This is a genomic window from Lactonifactor longoviformis DSM 17459, assembly GCF_900129135.1.
GTDB classification, from domain to species: Bacteria; Bacillota; Clostridia; order Lachnospirales; family Lachnospiraceae; genus Lactonifactor; species Lactonifactor longoviformis.
Genome location: NZ_FQVI01000001.1, coordinates 326,870 through 346,655, shown reverse-complemented (window position 1 = coordinate 346,655; position 19,786 = coordinate 326,870). Strand labels below are relative to the sequence as shown.

The 19,786-nt window shown below is 47.2% G+C and carries 18 protein-coding genes; 16 read left to right on the top strand and 2 right to left on the bottom strand.

Annotation, left to right across the window (positions count from 1 at the left end):
- Positions 1-13: 13 nt before the first annotated feature.
- Positions 14-1,450 carry a pyruvate kinase gene (gene pyk, locus BUA56_RS01525; RefSeq protein WP_072848476.1) on the top strand — a complete coding sequence of 479 codons (1,437 nt, stop codon included), beginning with the start codon at positions 14-16 and terminating at the stop codon, positions 1,448-1,450.
- 26 nt (positions 1,451-1,476) lie between these two features.
- A complete protein-coding gene (locus tag BUA56_RS01520; RefSeq protein WP_072848474.1) occupies positions 1,477-2,754 on the top strand; it encodes a diaminopimelate decarboxylase in 1,278 nt (425 codons plus the stop codon).
- Between the two features lie 611 nt (positions 2,755-3,365).
- Here BUA56_RS01520 and BUA56_RS01510 read toward each other — a convergent pair.
- Positions 3,366-3,956, bottom strand: coding sequence for a nitroreductase family protein (locus tag BUA56_RS01510; protein ID WP_072848470.1), 591 nt, complete (start codon positions 3,954-3,956; stop codon positions 3,366-3,368).
- 290 nt (positions 3,957-4,246) lie between these two features.
- Here BUA56_RS01510 and BUA56_RS01505 point away from each other — a divergent pair, with 290 nt between their 5' ends.
- The 10 genes from BUA56_RS01505 to BUA56_RS01455 all read left to right on the top strand — a co-directional run bounded on the left by BUA56_RS01505 (position 4,247) and on the right by BUA56_RS01455 (position 14,001).
- Positions 4,247-4,864 (top strand): GntR family transcriptional regulator, encoded by a 618-nt coding sequence (locus BUA56_RS01505; protein WP_207650889.1) that lies wholly within the window; start codon positions 4,247-4,249, stop codon positions 4,862-4,864.
- Between the two features lie 247 nt (positions 4,865-5,111).
- Entirely contained in the window at positions 5,112-6,560 is a 1,449-nt protein-coding gene (locus BUA56_RS01500) for an MFS transporter (protein WP_072848466.1), read from the top strand.
- A 52-nt stretch (positions 6,561-6,612) separates the two neighbouring features.
- Positions 6,613-7,557 (top strand): ketopantoate reductase family protein, encoded by a 945-nt coding sequence (locus BUA56_RS01495; protein WP_072848465.1) that lies wholly within the window; start codon positions 6,613-6,615, stop codon positions 7,555-7,557.
- Between the two features lie 14 nt (positions 7,558-7,571).
- On the top strand, positions 7,572-7,793 hold the full coding sequence (locus BUA56_RS01490) for a 4Fe-4S binding protein (RefSeq protein WP_072848464.1): 222 nt from the start codon (positions 7,572-7,574) through the stop codon (positions 7,791-7,793).
- Positions 7,794-7,795: 2 nt separating this feature from the next.
- The gene (locus BUA56_RS01485) at positions 7,796-8,869 is read left to right on the top strand and encodes a 3-methyl-2-oxobutanoate dehydrogenase subunit VorB (protein ID WP_072848463.1); all 1,074 of its coding nucleotides are present in this window, start codon (positions 7,796-7,798) and stop codon (positions 8,867-8,869) included.
- Entirely contained in the window at positions 8,869-9,618 is a 750-nt protein-coding gene (locus tag BUA56_RS01480; protein ID WP_072848462.1) for a thiamine pyrophosphate-dependent enzyme, read from the top strand. The genes BUA56_RS01485 and BUA56_RS01480 overlap by 1 nt, the downstream gene beginning before the upstream one ends.
- Positions 9,615-10,160 carry a 2-oxoacid:acceptor oxidoreductase family protein gene (locus BUA56_RS01475; protein WP_072848461.1) on the top strand — a complete coding sequence of 182 codons (546 nt, stop codon included), beginning with the start codon at positions 9,615-9,617 and terminating at the stop codon, positions 10,158-10,160. The genes BUA56_RS01480 and BUA56_RS01475 overlap by 4 nt, the downstream gene beginning before the upstream one ends.
- Before the next feature lie 45 nt (positions 10,161-10,205).
- Positions 10,206-11,597 carry a sodium:solute symporter family protein gene (locus tag BUA56_RS01470; protein WP_072848460.1) on the top strand — a complete coding sequence of 464 codons (1,392 nt, stop codon included), beginning with the start codon at positions 10,206-10,208 and terminating at the stop codon, positions 11,595-11,597.
- A gap of 45 nt (positions 11,598-11,642) precedes the next feature.
- Positions 11,643-13,391, top strand: a complete 1,749-nt coding sequence (gene buk / locus BUA56_RS22525; RefSeq protein WP_084067553.1) for a butyrate kinase — start codon at positions 11,643-11,645, stop codon at positions 13,389-13,391.
- 46 nt (positions 13,392-13,437) lie between these two features.
- Positions 13,438-14,001 (top strand): PduL/EutD family phosphate acyltransferase, encoded by a 564-nt coding sequence (locus BUA56_RS01455; protein WP_072848459.1) that lies wholly within the window; start codon positions 13,438-13,440, stop codon positions 13,999-14,001.
- A 60-nt stretch (positions 14,002-14,061) separates the two neighbouring features.
- Here BUA56_RS01455 and BUA56_RS01450 read toward each other — a convergent pair whose 3' ends face one another.
- Positions 14,062-14,961 (bottom strand): LysR family transcriptional regulator, encoded by a 900-nt coding sequence (locus BUA56_RS01450; protein ID WP_072848458.1) that lies wholly within the window; start codon positions 14,959-14,961, stop codon positions 14,062-14,064.
- A gap of 216 nt (positions 14,962-15,177) precedes the next feature.
- Between BUA56_RS01450 and BUA56_RS01445 the strand changes: the two genes are divergently transcribed.
- From BUA56_RS01445 to BUA56_RS01430, 4 genes are read left to right on the top strand one after another with little or no spacing between them, the layout of a single operon-like run.
- Positions 15,178-16,407 (top strand): MFS transporter, encoded by a 1,230-nt coding sequence (locus tag BUA56_RS01445; protein ID WP_207650888.1) that lies wholly within the window; start codon positions 15,178-15,180, stop codon positions 16,405-16,407.
- A gap of 18 nt (positions 16,408-16,425) precedes the next feature.
- On the top strand, positions 16,426-17,469 hold the full coding sequence (locus BUA56_RS01440) for an iron-containing alcohol dehydrogenase (RefSeq protein ID WP_072848456.1): 1,044 nt from the start codon (positions 16,426-16,428) through the stop codon (positions 17,467-17,469).
- Between the two features lie 32 nt (positions 17,470-17,501).
- Positions 17,502-18,869, top strand: a complete 1,368-nt coding sequence (locus BUA56_RS01435) for an aldehyde dehydrogenase family protein (RefSeq protein WP_072848455.1) — start codon at positions 17,502-17,504, stop codon at positions 18,867-18,869.
- A gap of 3 nt (positions 18,870-18,872) precedes the next feature.
- Positions 18,873-19,772, top strand: a complete 900-nt coding sequence (locus BUA56_RS01430; RefSeq protein WP_072848454.1) for a bifunctional enoyl-CoA hydratase/phosphate acetyltransferase — start codon at positions 18,873-18,875, stop codon at positions 19,770-19,772.
- The last annotated feature ends 14 nt before the right edge of the window (positions 19,773-19,786 follow it).

Here is a 19,786-nt window from a genome sequence, read left to right as displayed (position 1 = left end):
AGAAAAGGAATCTATGAGAAAAACAAAAATTATTTGTACGATGGGGCCGAACACGAATAAAAAGACAACCATGAGGGCATTAGTAAAGAATGGCATGGATGTTGCAAGATTCAACTTTTCCCACGGAGACCATGCGGAGCAGCAGTCCCGGATTGATCTTCTGAAGAATGTCCGGGAAGAGCTGAATAAACCAGTAGCCCTTCTTTTGGATACCAAAGGTCCGGAGATCCGAACCGGACTGCTGGAAGACGGTAAAAAAGTGACCCTGCGGGAAGGGGAAGAATTTACCCTCTATACCGATGAGATTGCGGGCAATGAAAAAGGATGTTCTATTACGTATCCCGGACTTGTAAGAGATGTTGACGCGGGCAATAAAATCTTAATTGACGACGGCCTGATTGAACTTGAAGTAGAGAAGGCAAAGGCAGGGAAAATTATCTGCAGAGTCTTAAACGGCGGAGAACTGGGCGAGAGAAAAGGTGTGAATGTGCCGAATGTGAAAGTGAAGCTGCCGGCAATCACGGAGAAAGACAAAGAGGATATTCTCTTTGGGATCCAGCAGGAGTTTGATTTTATCGCTGCATCCTTTGTGCGCAACGCAGCTGCCATCAAGGAAATCCGGAAGCTGCTGCGTGATAACGGCGGAGAGCATATTGCCATCATCGCCAAGATAGAGAACGCAGAGGGTGTGGAAAATATTAACGAGATTATCAGTGTCTCCGACGGCATTATGGTGGCCAGAGGAGATCTGGGGGTAGAGATACCAGCGCAGGAAGTTCCCCATATACAAAAAGAGATTATAAGCAAATGCAACATGAAATACATCCCGGTTATCACAGCCACGCAGATGCTGGATTCCATGATCCGCAATCCCAGACCTACCAGGGCGGAAGTGACAGATGTGGCCAATGCAGTCTACGACGGAACCGATGCGATTATGCTGTCCGGAGAGACCGCTGCCGGCAAATATCCTATTGAGGCCCTTAAGATGATGGGTGAAATCGCAGAGGCCACAGAGCCTTATGTGGATTACCGTTCCCATATGCTGCACAGAAGCATGTTCCGGGAAACCAGCGTATCCAGTGCAGTGGGAATCGCAGCGGTGCAGACAGCCAAGAATATTAATGCAGACTGTATCGTTACACCTACCATTTCCGGACAGACCGCAAGGCTGATCTCCAGTTTCCGTCCGGAGGTACCAATCTATGCAGTGACGCCGAATGAGTCTACCCAGCACAAGATGCAGCTCTACTGGGGCGTGACTCCGTTAAAAGGATACGAAAAGGATACCACTGAGCATATCATTAACCATGCCATGGGTACAGTAAAAAGAAAACGTCTGGTAAAGAAGGGGGATCTGGTTGTATTTACCGCCGGGGATCCTGCAACCAACACCAGAACCGGTGAGGGAGCCATTACCAACATGATGCATGTGGTAGAGGCAAAATAGCAGAAACAAAACGAGGAGATGAAAAAATGACTAAAGAACCTTTCGTTACATACGAAAAACTCAAAGAGATCAATGAAGCTTACCCTACCCCTTTTTATCTCTACGATGAAAAGGGGATTCGGGAGAATGCGCAGGCGGTAAAAGAGGCGTTTTCCTGGAACCCGGGGTTTCGGGAGTATTTTGCAGTAAAGGCGACGCCCAATCCCTTTCTGATTGATATCCTGCGGGAGTATGGGTGCGGCTGTGACTGCTCTTCTATGACAGAGCTTATGATGGCTCATGCCCTGGGCTGCAGACCGGAGGAGATTATGTTTTCTTCCAACGCAACTCCTGCGGAAGAGTATCAGTATGCCAGAGAGATAGGGGCTATCATTAACCTGGATGATATCACTCATATTGATTTTTTGGAACAGGTAACAGGGAGTATTCCGGAAACAATCAGCTGCCGCTATAACCCCGGAGGCTTATTCAAAATCAGCAATGACATTATGGACAACCCGGGGGACGCCAAATACGGCATGACCACAGAGCAGCTGTTTGAGGCTTTCCGTACATTAAAGGCAAAGGGGGCAAAGGAATTCGGGATTCACGCTTTCCTGGCCAGCAATACTGTGACGAATGAGTATTATCCTATGCTGGCAAAGGTGCTTTTTGAGGTTGCAGTTGAGCTTCAGAGAGAAACCGGTGCCCATATTAGTTTTATCAATCTTTCCGGGGGAATCGGAATACCTTACCGACCGGACCAGGAGTCCAATGATATCCGTGTGATTGGGGAAGGCGTCCGCAAGGTATATGAGGAAGTCCTTGTCCCTGCGGGGATGGGAGATGTGGCTCTCTATACAGAGCTGGGACGTTTTATGATGGGCCCTTACGGCGCCCTGGTCACAAAGGCAATCCATGAGAAGCATACCCACAAAGAATACATTGGCTGCGATGCCTGTGCCGTAAATCTTATGCGTCCGGCTATGTACGGGGCGTACCATCATTTGACCGTGATGGGAAAAGAGGATTCCCCCTGTGACCATATGTACGATGTCACGGGTTCCCTCTGTGAAAACAATGACAAATTCGCCATTGACCGGATGCTCCCCAGGATCGACAAAGGGGATCTGCTGTTTATCCATGATGCCGGAGCCCATGGATTCTCCATGGGGTATAACTATAACGGAAAGCTGAAATCTGCGGAACTGCTTTTAAAAGAGGACGGAAGCGTGCAGATGATACGCAGGGCAGAGACTGCAGAGGATTACTTTGCTACCTTTGATTGTTTTGACATCTATCAGAAACTAGTATCTGACAAATAATATACGATAGCAGGGGGAAGCATTTGCTCCCCCCTTTTTTTGTTCATAATATCACTGCCTGCATGAAAGGAAGAAATAATATGGAAGAATGTGCCATTTAATGGTATAATAGATTAGGTTGCATAGTAAACCATTGGAAAGAGGATAAAAGGGAGGAGTCCTACATACGGCAGCATAGTGCGGATCACTGGTTTAGCATTGCCTTCTGGCAGTGCCTTAAGGATTGAGGGAGGAAATGATATGAAGTGTCCAGATTGTGAAGCGGAGATTTGTGCAGGTTTGAAAACCTGCCCGGAATGCGGCTATGATTTCGAGTATGAAAAGGAAAAACAAGAACCGTCTGATGTACCGGAGCTGACAATGCAGGGAGGTCCTGCGGGCCTGACAGACCGAATAAAAGGGAAAGGCTTACTGTTGCTGGGAATCGGTGCAGTGGTTCTGGTGATTATCTGTGGAATTGCTGTTTACAGCTGGAACAGTGATTCCGGTGAACAGAATGCAGAAAAAAAATCCGGGACAGGCTTCACGGAGGTACAAAAGAATACTCTGCAGTGCAGTACAGCGGAGGGTAAAGCACAGACTATGGCGTCTGTGCTTTTTTACAGGAAATCTCAGACCCTCCATTCCACTACATCTGAGAATGGCTTTCTGGGCCTGGCAGAGGGAGCTTCCTCAGGATACCCAAGGGAAAGCGCTGCAAAAAGGGTGCCCTGGGGATTCAGCCACGCCTGGAGTTCTTCCAAAGCAAAAAAGATATCACAGATCCACAAGCTTCCCAGGCCCAGCCCGGCTGCTGCCAGGGTCATATTCTCAATGGCAGCTCCCACAGACTGTGCATTGCAGATCTCAAAAATCCGGTCTTCTTCCGTCAGTGGTTCTGACAGGTTAAGCCCGAGAGGGTTGGTGATAAAAATAGTAACCGGAGCCTGTCTCATGATTTCCAGAGTATTCCGTGCTCCCCCAAGATACTGCCGGCAGCCGGGAAGAAGAGGGCTTCGGGATTCCCGGTCCAGTCCCTGCTCCATGGCTTTTAGCATAACAGACTTAGAATCCCCGGAGACTACCGTGAATTTCCATGGCTGTCTGTTTTTGGATGAGGGGGCAAGGATTCCGGCCTGCAGGATCTCCTCGATGAAAGGCCGGGGTATGGGAATGTTTTTATATTTTCGGATACTTCTTCTTTCTGCTATGGTACTCAGCATATTATGATTCCTCCTGATTGTAAGTGTTCCTATTATACCAAACCTTTGGTATCGAGGCTAGCCTCAGGCACAAGAAACAGGAAGTGCCTCTCTGTCTGCAGACACCCGATTCACGGAGAGATTTTCTTTCCATAAAGTAATGACATATTTTTCAGACAATGGTATAATTATATATATTTAATGAGACAAAAAGGGCAGTTGCTGAACAGTGAGAAAACACAGGGCCAGAGGAAGACTATATGGATGAACGAGCAGAAAAAATGTTGCACGAAAATCCTTTCCTGAATAATATGGAGTTAGCGTATAAGCTGATTTTCGAGGACATTATTTTGGGCAAATTTCAAAATGGTGAGAGGATGCAGCAGGAAAGGCTGAGCTTAATGTACGGGATGAGCAGAACGCCTGTCCGGGAAGCCTTAATGAAGCTGGAGACGGAAGGATATATTAAAAAGGATGATCGGGTAGGATATAAGGTCAGTAATGTAGACATTATAGATTATATTGATTTCTGGGAGTTCAGAAAGAACCTGGAATCTCATATAGCGTACCTGGCCGCCACCAATATATCCATTCAGCAATTGATGAAATTATCCAGGAACCTGGAAAAGACAAAAAAGATGGGCAACAGCGGGAATTCACTGGAAGTCTTTCGCTGTGATGAGGAGTTTCACAAGCTGGTGGTAGAATCCTCCGGCAATAAATATTTTATTGATGTATATAACCTCTATGAAGCCAAGATCAGGTATTACCGTTATCTGTTTCAGCAGAAGGTAAATGCGTCCATGATTTATGATGCCCACAGTAAAATATACAAGGCGCTGGAGAGCAGGAGTGAAGATGCAGCAAAGAGGGCCATGTATCAGCATATGAATGCGTTTATGAGGCATTTGCGGGATAAATTAAGGTGATGCATATAATGAAAAAACCATATATTAAGTTTAAATGATAATAAGTTAACAATAATGTCTGAAAATTAATTCATAAAGCGGTATTTCGCACAGATTTTAGTGCGGGGTACCGCTTTTTGTATGGAATCTGACACGGAGTGAATTTGTATGTATTCTATAAGTAGAAACTGCAGGTGACGATGCCGGCAGTGCGAGAACCCGAAACCGATAAAAGAGAAATGAAAGAAGAGAGGAGGAGAAGTTTATAGTGAACGAGAAGAGTAAAAGCAATCGAAAGCTGTGGTTCAGTGTTTACGGGGTGGGTAATGTGGGATATGAACTTATCTACGAGTTTTTCAAAAATTTCCAGAATTTTTTCCTTACAGATATCTGCGGATTCAGCACCTTAATCACAGGTTCTTTAATTACTACCGTAAATGTCTGTAAAGCAATATTTACTCCCATATCCGGAATTCTTATTGATGCAGACCCTTTTAAAAGGAAGGATAAACATACCCCATGGGTATTGGGGATGCCGGTGTTTTTGGGAGCGCTGTATATCCTGATGGCTTATTTCGCCTGGAAGGGATTGTCCGGGACTTTGATCCTGGTTCTGTTCTCTATCTTCTACTTTCTGCCGGTACTGCTGCAGAATGGCTACCGAAGTGCAATTCCGTCTATGGCTATGAATGCCCAGGAGGCAAGTTTTCTCTCAGGTGCCATCAATGTGGGATCCAACGCGGGCCGTGTGCTTACCGGTATTATTGTTCCTGTAATTATGGTAAAAATGTCTGCCGACGGCAAGAGTGAGGATGCCCGGGGGTTCTTCTGGGCGGTAGCAGTAAGTGTGGTTCTGGCTGTTATTGTTTACTGGACTTCTGTTCTGGGAATCAAGAAGACTATTCGGGCCGATGCACTCCGTCAGGCAGGAAAAGAGGTTCAAAGTGCCGGAAAGAAGCAGGGCACCGGATTTGTTAAAATGATTGCTATGATTTTTACCGACAAGAACATATTGATCCCCTTTGTCTGCGGGCTCGGCATATTTTTCCGCACCTTTGTAGTAGCACCTACCGCACCTTATTTTTTCAAATATGTCACAGGCGATATGCTGCAATACGCAACATTTTCCACAGCGACAAACATTGCCGGCGTAGCTTCCTGCTTTGTGGCGCCTTTTATTGTCTCCAAGATTTGTGCAGATACAAAAAAGGTCTGTGTGATCAGTGTAAGCCTGTGTATTATTTGTCATCTGATTCTTTTTATCAGCGGAAGCAGCACTGCAGGCTTTATTGTTCTGATGACCTTGGCGCAGTTTTTTTATCAGGGAACTTCTGTTTTGCTGTTCGGTATGTTTGTGAATGCAGTGGATGCTTCTGAATTAAAAGTGCGGAAGAGAGGAGACAAAAAAGTGGCGTCAGGCACTGCTATGAGCCTTCATTTTACGGCAGTGATGTGTGCGCAGGTATTAGGAGGAGCTGTCCGGAACGTAGCCCTGTCACAGGCAGGCTATATAGGTACGGAAACAGCTGCCTCAGACTCATTGACCAAGGGTCTCATCAACATGTACGCAATCTGGCCCACAGTATTTTTGGCAGCGGGACTGATTGCCCTGTTTTTCTACACACTGGATGCAAAAACCATGAAGGCAATTCATGAAGAATTGGATCCTTTGCGGGAGGCCGCTGCGTCAGAGGCTCAGAATGCAATGAAAAAATAGTTTCTGTTATTTGTTATCCTAGTTAAACCTATAAAGATGGGAGGAGAAGTACATGAAAATTGCAATTGTAGGTGCCGGAGCCATGGGGAGTATTCTCGGAGCACATTTTATTCTGGGCGGTGCAAAAGTCTATTTTATAGATCCCTTTGAAGCGCATATCAAAGCCATGCAGGAAAATGGTCTGAAGATCCGGATAAATCAGGAAGAGCCCCGGAATCTTAAGGTGACGGCTGTTACCTCAGCAGATCAATTGACAGAAAAGATGGACTTAATCCTTTTTATGGTAAAAGGATTGTATACCGCATCAGCGGCGGAAAGCGCCAGAAAACTGGCGGATGAGAAGACCTACTGCATGACACTGCAAAATGGTGTGGGTAACGCTGAAATTCTGGCAGAGTATTATAACAGGCAGCGGATATTGGCCGGGATTGTAGAATTTGGAGGCCGTATAGAAGAACCCGGATCGGTTAGTGCCCTCATTAATCCGGCCGCTAAGATAGCGTTTGCCTCTACGACAGAGGAGGAGCCGGATGAGTTTATGCAGGAGACAGCAGATACCCTTGTGAGGGCAGGTCTGAAAGCATTTGCTATGAAAAAGAGCCAGATCGATTCTATTATCTGGTTTAAGCTGGCAAAGAACTGCTCCGGGAACCCAATCTGCGCTGTGACCCGTCTGCCTCTGGGACCGTACAATAATACAGAGGAGGGCCTGCCCATTGAAAAGGCAGTATTTGAGGAAGTGGAAGCAGTTGCCAATGCCCAGGGAATCAAGCTGGCGGATCAGGGGGCGCCTCATAAGATTCCAAAGGAAAGCCAGATGTATTATCATCTGCCGTCCACAGCTCAGGATGTGAAGGCTAAGAAAAAGACGGAGATTGACTTTATTAACGGAGCGGTAGTACGCTTAGGCAAAAGATACGGCGTTCCCACCCCTTACAACCATATGATTGCTGCTCTGGTTAAGATTATCGAGCAGAATTATGACAATCAGTTTTAAACAGGAGGGTTACCATGGCAAAGAAAAAAATGATTACCATCGACAGCGCCCACTGTAAGGCCTGTCAGTACTGTGTGGATGCCTGTCCCAAAGAGGCGCTTGTCCTGAGGCGGGAAATGAATACAGCCGGTTATACCTATGTACAGGTTGATAAAGAGAAGTGTATCGGCTGCGGATCTTGTTATATTGTATGTCCTGACTATGTATTTACTGTTATGGAAGAGGAGGGTGCATAAGCATGGCAAAAGAATTAATGAAGGGAAACGTTGCGGTAGCAGAGGCCGCACTCCGGGGCGGGATGGATTTCTTTGCGGGCTACCCCATCACACCGTCTACGGAAACTCTGGAATATCTTTCATACCGCATGGATGAGATTGGACGGAAAGGCCGTTTTATCCAGGCCGAAAATGAAATATCCGCCATCAACATGGTGATGGGTGCGTCTTCAGCGGGAGCCCGCGCTATGACTGCTTCTTCGGGGCCTGGCATCTCTTTAAAAGCAGAGGGGTTCTCCTATGCGGCCAGATACAGTCTTCCCTACGTATGCCTGAATGTACAGCGCTGGGGAAATGGACTGGGGAGTCTGGACAGCGGACAGGCAGATTATTTCCGGGATGTAAAAGGCTCCGGACAGGGGGATTACCACCGCATCGTTTACGCTCCTGCCGATATCCAGGAGCTGATAGACAGTGCTTATGAGGCGTGGGAGGCAGCAGAGCGTTACCGTATCGGGGTATGCATCTTTTCAGAAGCTTTTTTGGGGCAGATGATGGAAGCTGTAGAGATGCCTGACTTTAAAAAACGGAAAGAACCGCTGGATTGGGGAATCGATGGTACGGGAACAAAAGGACTGAAATATCTTCCGGGTTCCGGTCCTCATATTTCTGCATTTAACGCAGAAAAATATGCAAAAGTAGAGGCCGAGATGCAGAGGTGGGAATCGATTCAGACAGAAGATGCTGAGTATATCTTTGTGGCTTTCGGACTTCCTTCCAGGGTTTGCAAGGATGCTGTCACCAGGCTTCGGGCAGAGGGTGATAAGGCCGGCATAATACGGCCGAAGCTTATCTGGCCGTATCCGTGGAAGGCCTTTGAAGAGGTGAAGGCAGTAAATCCTCATGTCAAAGGGTTTATCTCAATTGAAACCAATGACTTAGGGCAGATGGTTGAGGATGTAGCCCTTGCCGCCAAACGGGCCGGACTTGATGTGCCTGTTTACTGTTATGCTCATGGTCCCGGGACCCCTGGTGTGCGTAGAGTCATGGAAAAATACCAGGCGGTTACATCCGGTGAAGAAAAGGAGAGATTTTAATGACTATTACAAAGACAAAGCCTGCTAAGACTGGCTATCATAATCTTTGCCCTGGCTGCGGCCATGGTGTTATTGTCCGTCTGATCGCCGAGGTTTTCGAGGAATTGGGCGTTGAAAAAGAGGCTGTTGTTTTAGGGGTGGGATGCAGCTGCACTGCAACACCGGCATTCGGAGCGATGGATCGTTTCCAGGCTGCCCACGGCAGGGGAACGGCAACAGCAACGGCTATCAAGCGCTGCCGCCCGGAGATTACTCTTTTTACTTACCAAGGCGACGGGGATGCTTATGTAATTGGTCTGAGCGAGACTGTGAACGCGGCATACCGCAACGAAAATTTTGTGGCTGTGGTTATCAATAATAATAATTTTGGCATGACCGGGGGACAGATGAGCTGGACCACTATGCCCGGCCAGGTCACCGAGACGAGTATTCACGGCAGAGACTGCGGATATACAGGGGAACCTTTCCATCTGCCTGAAATAATATCTGAAATTAGGGGATTTCATCCGGCATACGTTGCCCGGGGTGCTGTTTACGATGTAAAATCCATCAATCAGACAAAAAAAATGCTGAAAAATGCTTTTCAGGCACAGCTGAACAACGAGGGGTTCTCTCTGGTGGAGATACTGTCTCCCTGTCCGACCAATTGGCATATGACACCCCTGCAGTGCAAAGAACATATTGAGGATGAAATCGTAAAGGAGTATCCGCTTGGCGAGTTAAAGGTCAGGAAGGGGGAAGAAGGATGAAAGAGATTATTTTTGCCGGATTTGGGGGCCAGGGTGTTCTGACCGGCGGTCTGATTATTGCTGATATGGCAGCGAAAAAGGGGCTGAGTACTGTCTGGATGCCTGCATACGGACCTACCATGCGGGGCGGTAAGGCGAACTGTGTGGTGAAGTTTGGAGAGACAGCAGAAGAAAAAGTAGGCAGTCCCATTATGGAAGAGGCCGATATTCTGGTTGCCATGAATGTACCGTCCCTGGATTATCTGGCTTTCTGTAAACCGGGTGTTAAAGTGTTTGCCAACGCCCATGCAGTACCGGCAGATTATAACTATCCGGAAGGCACAGAAGTGACTGCCATAGACGTGGCTGAACTTGCCGCACAGGCAGAGAATATAAAAGGCCAGAATCTGGTCATGGTAGGTGCGGTAGTTAAAAAGTGCGGTCTGTTTACGGAAGCTTACGCGGAAGAAAGCATGTGTAAGTTTTTTGCAGGCAAGGGTAAAGGCAGGTTTAACGATGCAAATGTTGCAGCACTTCGTCTGGGGTTCGCAGCGGTGTCCTAAGCTATGTAATTCCTTGGAGAAGTGAAGCTATAAGGGGGAAACCATATGAAATTATTTCTCTTATGTATAATTGCAGCTTTAGTTGGCATTTCCTTCATATTGTCTAAAAAAGTGAAATCGGATTCGGATTTGCTGATCCCCCGGGGAGGTATCCCTTTCCTTGTAGTGGGCTTTACGATGGCTGCCGGTCAGTTTGGCGGCAGCTCATTGATCGGAGGGGTTCAGCTTGCCAGTGAATATCCTGCAGGTGCGGGCTTTTATGCGGGAGCCTATGCGCTGATAGGGGGAGCTATCTCCTGTTTTATTAATCTCTTTGTGGGCCCGGAGGTAAAAAGGAGGGCCAGGGGCTCTGTCACCCCTTCCGATTATATGCGCAGGAGGTACGGCCGTGTCGCTTTTGTGCAGGGATTTCACTCTATAGCTTATATGATGAGCCTGACTTGTGTACTGGTTTCCCAATTTATCAGCTTTGCGAACATAGTGGCGGCGATTGGATTTCGCTATACTACAGGGGTTATTATCTGTGCCGTTACTGTCTGCCTGCTGGTTTTCGGATCCGGTTTGCTGGGCGTGGCTTTTACGGACATGATACAATATTCATTTATTGTGATCCTGCTGCCCATCACAGCATATTTCTCCATTCAGAAACTGGGAAGTGTGGGAGTAACGGTGGGGGAACTGTTTGCCCAGCCGTTCTTTCCAACGGAATTACACTTTAACAAATTTATGTATATTTTATGGCCCTATGTATTTGGCAATATGTTTAATTATGAATATTTTATGCGCTACCAGTCCTGCCGCGGGGTTAAGGAGGCGCGGAAGGCCTGCGCTACGGCAGGGGTGCTTCTGCTGATTATAGCGCTTCCGGTAGCACTTCTGGGTGCAATTGCCAATTACTGTTACAACGGAGAGAATACCAGCAAAGTGTTTCAGGAAATTATAACGAATGACCTTCCCCCAGTCTGTGGGTATGCCATGATATTAGTCGTGCTTATGGCCATTCTCACAACAGCAGATTCTTTTCTGGCTTCAATCTCAGCCATTGCATCGAAAGACTTTTACGGAAATCTTCTCCATAAAGGAAAAAATATCAACGAACTGCCCCATACCCGGCTGATTGCCCGGGGAGCAGTCATACTAGCCTGTGTGGCGGCGGCTTTTTTGGCACTGGAATTTACACAGATCTTGTCTATTATGTTTACATTTGCTCCCCTGACTACCGGGGTGTTCTGGGCGCCCATTATTATAGGCATCTTCTGGAAGAAAGCATCGCGTAGAGGTATGATATGTGCGGTTGCCATAGCCGCTGCAACGGCGATTCTGCATATGACAGGGATTCTTCCGCTGTTTGACCGTCTTCTGGGCGTTATCTGTGTAAGTGCCGTCTCCCTGGTTGTGTTCAGTCTGCTGTTCCCGGACCCGGTGCAGAAGTCATAAAGAATACCGGAAGGCGGGCGGCGGCTTTAGAATTGGAGGAAAAGGATGGACTCTGAAATTCAATATATTTCTTACAAACTTTTTGCCGATCCGGTGCAGGTAAATGGTTATCTGCTATATGCACCGGACAGTAAAGAGGCCCTTGTCATAGATCCGGGGGGAGAGCCGGACCGTATCATGAAAGATTTACAGATACATGGCCTGAAGCTGAAATATATTCTGCTCACACATGGACATTTTGACCATATAGGAGGCGCGGCAGAGCTTAGGGAGGCAACAGGCGCCAGGATTTGTATGAGCCCTCTGGATGCACAATTCATTACGGATTCCCGATGGAATGCGGCTGACTTCGTGCACAGGCCTCCAGTCCCGGTCTTTCCTCTGGAAATCCCCCTAAAGGACCATGATGCTTTGTATCTTGGAACTCAGGCGGTAAGAATTCTGGCCACGCCGGGGCATACTCCGGGGGGAATATCTGCCTGTATTCCGGGGCACTTATTCTGCGGGGATACCATTCTCAAGGGAGAGCTGGGACGCAGTGATCTTCCAGGGGCAGATGTGCCCCAATCAAAAGTTAGTATCAGAAAAAAGATATTTACACTTCCCGGGGATACGGTAATTCACTGCGGCCACGGAGAGGAGACATCTGTGGCATATGAAAAAAAGAATAACCGTATCCTGTGTCAGGAGCAGAAAGGAAGGACGTTTGCTATGGAAAAAATATACAGGATCCTGTGTATAAATCCCGGTTCTACCAGTACGAAGCTGGCGGTATTTCATAATCAAATAAAGCTGGATGAGTCTAATCTGGAACACTCCGCGGAGGTGATTCACAGGTATCCCGACATTGTCAGCCAGCTGCCTATGAGAAAAGAGGCAATTTACAGCTACCTGGAACAGCAGGGAATAAAGCCGGAGGAGATTGACGTCATAGCCGCCCGGGGATGCCCGGCGGGACGTGTGTACCATGCGGGGGCTTACCGGATTGACCGGGATATGGCAGATGCCTGCCTGAAACCGGAAAATGCAGTACATGCCATGTGTCTGGCGCCTGTAATTGCCTATGAGTGGGTGAAGGATTTCGGGATTCCCGCCTATAACTACGATGTTGTAATGGTTGACGAAATGAAAGAGGTAGCCCGTATTACCGGTCTGCCAACGATTAAGAGAAATGCTTCCTGTCATGTGCTGAATACTAAGGCAGTCGCCCGGGAGGTGGCTGAGGGCATGGGCAGATCCTATGACCAGGTAAACCTGATTATGTGCCACTTAGGCGGGGGGTGCAGTGTGAGCATGCACGAGCACGGGCGTATTACCGATGCGGTCAGCAACGGGGAGGGTACCTTTTCTCCCAGCCGCGCAGGTACCTTTGCCAATAATGCGCTGATCAAATTGTGTTTTTCAGGAATCTATACGGAGAAAAGCCTGAAGGATCTTTTTGCCAACAGCTGCGGACTGGCAGCGCATCTCGGCACGAATGACTGCCGGGAAGCAGAGAGAAGGATTGAAGAAGGAGATGAAAAAGCAAGGCAGGTGTACGAAGCATTGGCTTATAATATCGCAAAGGACATCGGAACTATGGCAGTTACCACCGGAGGAAATGTAGATGCTGTGGTTTTGACAGGCGGGATTGCCCATTCCAGGATGCTGACCGGAATGGTTGAGGAACTGGTGAGGTTTATCGCGCCGGTTATCATCCGCCCGGGCGCTATCGAGATGGAAGCCCTCGCCGCGGGGGTTCTCCGTGTTCTGCGGGGCAAGGAAAAAGCATACACCTTTGCCGAACCTTTTTAAAAGATAAAGAAATAAACAGCGGATCCAGGGAGGAGGAGATGATGCTATGCAGGTAAAGGTTATGTTATCCAATCACCATATCCATCTGACACAGGAAATGGTGGACAGGCTGTTTGGAGAAAAAGGAATTACGTTCCGAAACTATCTTGCCGGTGACGGCGGTCCCTATGCTACCAATGAATTTGTGGATCTGGAAGGACCGAAAGGAAAGATAACGCAGATACGTGTTCTAGGACCCTGCCGGAATTATAATCAGGCAGAAATATTAAAAAGCGACTGTTTTAAGCTGGGGGTGGACGCCCCGGTGAGCTCTTCAGGCAAAACGGAAAATGCTGTGATGCTGAAGGTCATAGGTCCATGCGGAGAGGCAGAGATACCCTGCGGTATTCTGGCGCAGCGGCATATCCATATGGATAAAGAAACAGCGGAACAAAATGGTTTTGTCCGCGGGCAGACAGTTAAGGTAAAAAGCAGGGGGATACGTGCCATAACCTTTGAAAACGTTCTCGTGACCGTCGGCGGAAAAGGCATGGTAATGCATGTGGATACGGAAGAGGGCAATGCGGCGCTGATTAAAAACGGGGATATGGTGGAGATCCTTTCAGAGTAAAATTATAAATATATGATAGATTCAAACTGCCGGGCTTTGGGAAGCCTGGCAGTTTGACGATCAGATGGTTTCATACAGGAAGTTCTCCTGAATCGTTTGATCGAATTTTTTCAGAAACACCTCTGTGGCTTTGGAAACCGTCCGATTCTTTTTCCAGATAATGTTATTGCTGGTTTCGAACCATGGCTTGAGGGGGATAAACTTTAAACTGTTGTATACACTGGTATCTACATCTGTGTTGAGACAAAGGGGATATCCCAATCCTGCCTGTGACATTTTAACAGCGCTTCTGATTAAGGTATGGTTACTTACGATGGAAAGGGAATCAAAGCTGTCTCCAAGCCAGCCGGAGATTTCACTTCTTATAAAATCAGACTCCACAACAGACAAGGGAATTCTTTTCAGGTCCTCCCTTGTGATGGATGTATGGTCATACCATTCCGAGCCTTTGGGGGCAACGATTCCCCAGGTTGACGTGAATGGCAGGGGGCGGCATACTAAGTCATTTCTCATGGGACTGCCTGCGATTATAAAGTCCACATTGCCCTGGATTAAGGATTCAATCAGAGTCCGGGAGTTCCCGTTTACAAAGTTAAACTTTATTTTCGGATACATTTCGTGTATTTCTTTTGCTGTGCGCGATAACAGTCTTAGCGCAGGCGGCCTGTTTGCGCCCACATGAACCGTGCCGGTTACGGTGGAGTCGCTGTGAGCGACATCGTTTGCTGTCTTGTCTATAAGATTAATGATCTCAATTGCCCGTTCAAAGAATATGCTTCCCTCTTTTGTCAGAGAAATCCCATGATATCCCCGGCTGAACAGTTTTTTTCCAAGCTCAGTTTCAAGGCTTGCGATCTGCCTTGACAGGGCAGGCTGGGTAATGTGAATCTCTTTTGCAGCACCTGCAATAGAACCTGTACGGACAATTGTAACAAAATATTTGATGACTCTTAATTCCATAGAAATCTCCTTTTGGCCGGATAGTAGTCGCTGTACAGTAAATGTATAATAAAAAGTTATAGTTCCGTATAAATTATAAGCATTTGTATCTTATTTGTAAAGTAGTTATAATAAAATCACTAGCTAGTAGTAACTTTTGTTAAATTTAGACAAAGGAGTGAATTGAAGGAGATGGGTAAAGAGGCAATAAAGAAAACAAACTTAAGCCGAAATACAATGGCAGTTTTTTCACTTGTAGGCGGCGCCCTGGTTCTGATCTGTACAGGAGGAGGAATCTACGGCGCATCGGTTATGACAGTTGCTCCGGCAGCAGAGAGATTTGGTGTAACCACCGCAGTTACAGGTATGTACAATACGGCCTGGCTGGTTGGTCTTATTCTTTCCGCATTTTTAGGCGGAAAAATTATTGCAAAGATTAATACAAACGGAAGTGCAATTCTTGGGGGAGTTCTGGGGTTTTTGGGGCTGCTCCTGATGGGATTTGCACCTGCACTTCCCATATATTTTTTCGGTGCATTTCTAACAGGCTGGCCGATCTGTCTTACCGGACCGGCGCTTCTCCAGACAACCATATCAAAATGGTATTATAAGGGAAGAGCTACCATGATCGGAGTCGTAGGAATGACAGAGGCGATTGGAACTACCATCGTTGCGAATGTTACAGCAAAGCTCCTTGATAACGCGGGCACGGGTTATACGACGGCGCTGATCTTTGCGGCCTGCTTCGTTCTGGTGGGGAATCTTCTGGCAGGTCTTATCTTCTTTCGGGGAGTACCGGAGGACTACGGATATGTTCCCGTGGGTGCGGAGAATATGAGAAGTGAGAGCGGAGCATTAGATGTGCCCGGACTTACAAAAAAAGAAGCGTATTCCAAATCTTACTTCTGGATGTTCCTCATTGGCATGTCGATTCTCAATATGGGATATGGGCTTGTACAGCCACAGCTCTCTGCATACAGTCAGTTTTTAGGATATTCTGCTGCTCAGGCTGCAATCCTTGTTTCCGTGTGGAGCTGGGGGAAGAGTCTGATTAAGATTGTATATGGTTTTCTGGGCGATAAGTTTGGGCTTAGGGTTGGCATCTGCGGAATCGCCATTATCCCCATTATTACCGGTATTCTTTACATCTTTAATACCGGATTCCCTGTGCTGATATTATGCGCGGCAGGTATGGGTATTATCGGCGGACTGACAGGCGCCGGAACTTTGGGGATTTCCAGAATGGTAGGATCTAAGGAGCTTACCAAGATGGCACTGCTGCCACATGGATTTAACGGAATAGGCAACTTTTTTACCGGATTTATCTTTAGAGCAATGTTCACAGGAACCATGGGAGGATACCAGAGGGCTTATACACTTTCTGTTGTTGTGCTGGTCGTATATTTTGTACTAATGTACATATCACTAAACAAAAAAAATATGTTCGAGAGCGAAGGAACATTGTAAGAATTCAAGGAGGTCTATATGAATAATTTTGAATATTTTTTAGGAAGTAAACTGATTTTTAATAATGATCTGAAAGAAGGATTGATGGCGGCAAGGGAATCGGTAAAGGCGGATAAGGCGCTTCTCATCACTGACCCCGGGGCAGACTGCATTATCGCATTTGGCGGGGGAAGTGCGCTGGATACTGCCAAGGGTGCGGCAATTATCCGGACAAACGGCGGACAGATGAGAGATTACTTTGGGGTGAATAAGGTTAGGACGGCACCGTATCCTGTAATCGGAATTCCCACAACAGCAGGATCCGGTGCAGAGGTTAGTCGTGTGATTTCTGTCACAGATTCCCAGAAGAATGTCAAGGATCAGGTGATGGACAGAGCATGCTGCCCGGCAGTTGCCCTGTATGTTCCATCTGTGCTGAAGGGGTCCCCCAGGTCTGTTACAACAACAGCGGGTATTGATGCTTTGGGACATGCTGTTGAAAGCTACCTGAATATTAAGGGAAGCCCGGTCACACAGGCAGTCTCATTGATGGGTGCGGGAATGCTATACAAGAATATCCTTTCCTTTGTGGATGATACCGGGAACGAAGATGCTGCTGCTAATATGCAGATTGGCTCTACGCTGGGGATCATGGGTGCCGGTTTTACGGGAAATATTGACGGGCACTGTGTGGCAAGATCCGTTGGGGGAAGCGGAGAGATTAACCATGGTGCGGCAGTTGCTGTTGCGCTTCCCTATTGTATGGAGTTTAACCTCAATGCTGCAACAGACAAGCTTGCGAATCTCGCAAAAGAATTTGGACTTGCAAAAGATGGCATGAGTCAGATGGAGCTTGCACAGCAGGCCGTCTTAGGTGTCCAGAAGCTTCGGGATGATCTGGGGCTTTGCGGAAACTACAAAGATCTGGGAATGAAGCTTGACAATTTAGACGCTATGATTGAAAGAAGCGTGTATTTTTCACAGAATGGTTCGGATGCCTATGCATCTCCCGGAAATCCTGACTTTGAAGATTTTAAAAAGATGTATATGGATGGATATAACGGAAGGGTAATCAGTTTTTAAATTAGATCCTTGAATGAAATGGAGGCAGTCAAATGACGGATAGAGAAATGATTATGGAAATGGTGGAGAAAGCCAGGGCAGCCCAAAAGGAGTTTGAAACCTTTTCTCAGGAAAAGGTGGATGCCATTGTTCGGGCTGCGGGAAAAGTGATTTTTGACCATTCCGAGGAACTTGCAAGAATGGATTTTGAAGAGACCGGTATGGGAACCTATGAATCAAAGGTATCCATGCAGTCCAACAGGGCAAAGGCATTCTGGTTTCATATGAAGGGCAAAAAGAGCAGGGGTGTTCTGAGGCGGATTCCGGAAGAAGGCTTAATCGAGATTGCAAAGCCTATGGGGGTTATCGGTTCTATTACACCGGTTACTTCAGCCGTAATTTCACCAATGCATAACACCATGGCATCTCTAAAGTGCGGCAATGCAGTCATTGTAGGACCACATCCCAGGGCCAAAGCAACCTCTGGCCGTGTCGTTCAGCTGATGCAGGGTGCCATTGAAGAACTTGGGGCACCCAGGCATCTTATCCAGGTGATAGAGGAGCCAAGCATTCAGCTTTCAAAACTTCTCATGGAGCTCTGTGATGTCTGTATCTCCACAGGGGGACCAGGTGTTGTCAAGGCAGCCTATACCAGCGGGAAACCGGCTTACGGTGTAGGGGCCGGAAATGTGCAGTGTTTGGTAGACCGGGGGATGGACACCAAAGAGGTGGTTCCGAAGATTATTGCGGCACGTATGCATAATCAGGGAATTCCCTGTTCCTGTGAGCAGTTTGCACATATTCCGGAGGAATTATTTGATGATTATATAAATGAGTTCAAACAAGCAGGCTGCTGTTATATCGACGATGAGGTCCTTACAGATAAAGTCCGTAACACTTTATTTCCAGACGGGGAGATTAATAAAGAGCTCGTAGGCCGTCCTCCTTTTGAGATTGCAAAAGCCTTCGGTGTGAAACTCCCGGAGGATACCAAGATTATCGTTGTCAAGGTTACAAAATATGGTGACAATGAAATTCTTGCGAAGGAGAAGCTGTTTCCGGTTCTTGCCGTACGTTCTTATCAGACATGGGAAGAGGCCGTAGGGGTTGCAGAGGCCAACCTGACGGTCATGGGCAAAGGACATTCCACTACGTTTCATTCCAACGACAAGGATAAGATTGAGTATGCAGCAGAAAAAATCAGTGTTTCACGTTTTGCCATTAATCAGTCCTCTACCGCAGTAGTAGGCGGAACGATGCGGAATGGACTTGCGCCTACGGGCACCCTTGGGTGCGGATCATGGGGGAATAACAGTATCAGTGAAAATCTGGACTATAAGCATTTGTATAATATTAGCAGAGTCGTTTTCGAACCAAAGAACAATGTGGATCCAACAGACGAAGAAGTATGGGGTGAGTAGACCATGAGAATTGACAGGTTTTTAGAAAGAACTTCTGATGATGGAAAAAAAACGATGGTAGTCTCTGCCGCGGATGATCAGGAAGTTATGACATGCATTGGAGAGGTTTTAAAGAGGGGTCTCTGCAATTGTATCCTGGTAGGAAATAAAGATAATATTTTCTCTATCGCCCATGAGATTGGCATGGATATTTCAGACTGTGAGATTGTCCATGCCGCGGATGAAGTGGAGAGTGCAGGGAAGTCCGTCAGCCTGGTACGGGAAGGAAAGGCAAATGTCCTTATGAAAGGCGGGATACTCACAAAGACACTTATGCATGCCATTCTTGACAAAGAAAAGGGGATCAGAGGCGGAGGCATTCTGAATTCTGTCTGTGCCATTGACTGCCCGAAGCTTGACAGAATTGTCTATTTGTCGGATCCGGGGGTTGTGACATATCCTACTTTCCAGCAGAAGGTGGATATTATAAACAATACAGTATCCTTTGTAAGAAAACTGGGGGTGGATATTCCTAAGGTAGCAGTTGTGTGTGCGGTTGAAATCATCAACCCGAATATGCCTTCCACTCTGGAAGCAGCGGCGCTTGCCCTTATGGGGCAGCGCGGCCAGCTGAAAAACTGCATCGTAGACGGGCCCCTGGGATTGGACAATGCGCTTTTTCCGGAGGCAGTTAAGCATAAGAAGGTCAGTTCACCGGTTGATGTGTGCGGAAAAGCAGATATTGTGATTATGCCCAATGCTGAATGCGGCAATGGAATTATGAAGGCAGTGCGGTTTATGACAGATTCCGCTACGGCGGGCGTACTGCTGGGCGCGAAGGTCCCTGTGGTAATGACAAGCCGGGCAGACAGTGCTGAAAATAAGCTGCGCTCGGTAGGACTGGCCCTGGCAGCGTCAGAATAAAAGTAAGGAGAATA

What these genes read in the sequence shown, in the direction of transcription:
- pyk (WP_072848476.1), top strand. Translation starts at nt 14, where the DNA reads ATGAGAAAAACAAAAATTATTTGTACGATGGGGCCGAACACGAATAAA.
- BUA56_RS01520 (WP_072848474.1), top strand. Translation starts at nt 1,477, where the DNA reads ATGACTAAAGAACCTTTCGTTACATACGAAAAACTCAAAGAGATCAAT.
- BUA56_RS01510 (WP_072848470.1), bottom strand. Translation starts at nt 3,956, where the DNA reads ATGCTGAGTACCATAGCAGAAAGAAGAAGTATCCGAAAATATAAAAAC.
- BUA56_RS01505 (WP_207650889.1), top strand. Translation starts at nt 4,247, where the DNA reads ATGGAGTTAGCGTATAAGCTGATTTTCGAGGACATTATTTTGGGCAAA.
- BUA56_RS01495 (WP_072848465.1), top strand. Translation starts at nt 6,613, where the DNA reads ATGAAAATTGCAATTGTAGGTGCCGGAGCCATGGGGAGTATTCTCGGA.
- BUA56_RS01490 (WP_072848464.1), top strand. Translation starts at nt 7,572, where the DNA reads ATGGCAAAGAAAAAAATGATTACCATCGACAGCGCCCACTGTAAGGCC.
- BUA56_RS01485 (WP_072848463.1), top strand. Translation starts at nt 7,796, where the DNA reads ATGGCAAAAGAATTAATGAAGGGAAACGTTGCGGTAGCAGAGGCCGCA.
- BUA56_RS01480 (WP_072848462.1), top strand. Translation starts at nt 8,869, where the DNA reads ATGACTATTACAAAGACAAAGCCTGCTAAGACTGGCTATCATAATCTT.
- BUA56_RS01475 (WP_072848461.1), top strand. Translation starts at nt 9,615, where the DNA reads ATGAAAGAGATTATTTTTGCCGGATTTGGGGGCCAGGGTGTTCTGACC.
- BUA56_RS01470 (WP_072848460.1), top strand. Translation starts at nt 10,206, where the DNA reads ATGAAATTATTTCTCTTATGTATAATTGCAGCTTTAGTTGGCATTTCC.
- buk (WP_084067553.1), top strand. Translation starts at nt 11,643, where the DNA reads ATGGACTCTGAAATTCAATATATTTCTTACAAACTTTTTGCCGATCCG.
- BUA56_RS01455 (WP_072848459.1), top strand. Translation starts at nt 13,438, where the DNA reads ATGCAGGTAAAGGTTATGTTATCCAATCACCATATCCATCTGACACAG.
- BUA56_RS01450 (WP_072848458.1), bottom strand. Translation starts at nt 14,961, where the DNA reads ATGGAATTAAGAGTCATCAAATATTTTGTTACAATTGTCCGTACAGGT.
- BUA56_RS01445 (WP_207650888.1), top strand. Translation starts at nt 15,178, where the DNA reads ATGGCAGTTTTTTCACTTGTAGGCGGCGCCCTGGTTCTGATCTGTACA.
- BUA56_RS01440 (WP_072848456.1), top strand. Translation starts at nt 16,426, where the DNA reads ATGAATAATTTTGAATATTTTTTAGGAAGTAAACTGATTTTTAATAAT.
- BUA56_RS01435 (WP_072848455.1), top strand. Translation starts at nt 17,502, where the DNA reads ATGACGGATAGAGAAATGATTATGGAAATGGTGGAGAAAGCCAGGGCA.
- BUA56_RS01430 (WP_072848454.1), top strand. Translation starts at nt 18,873, where the DNA reads ATGAGAATTGACAGGTTTTTAGAAAGAACTTCTGATGATGGAAAAAAA.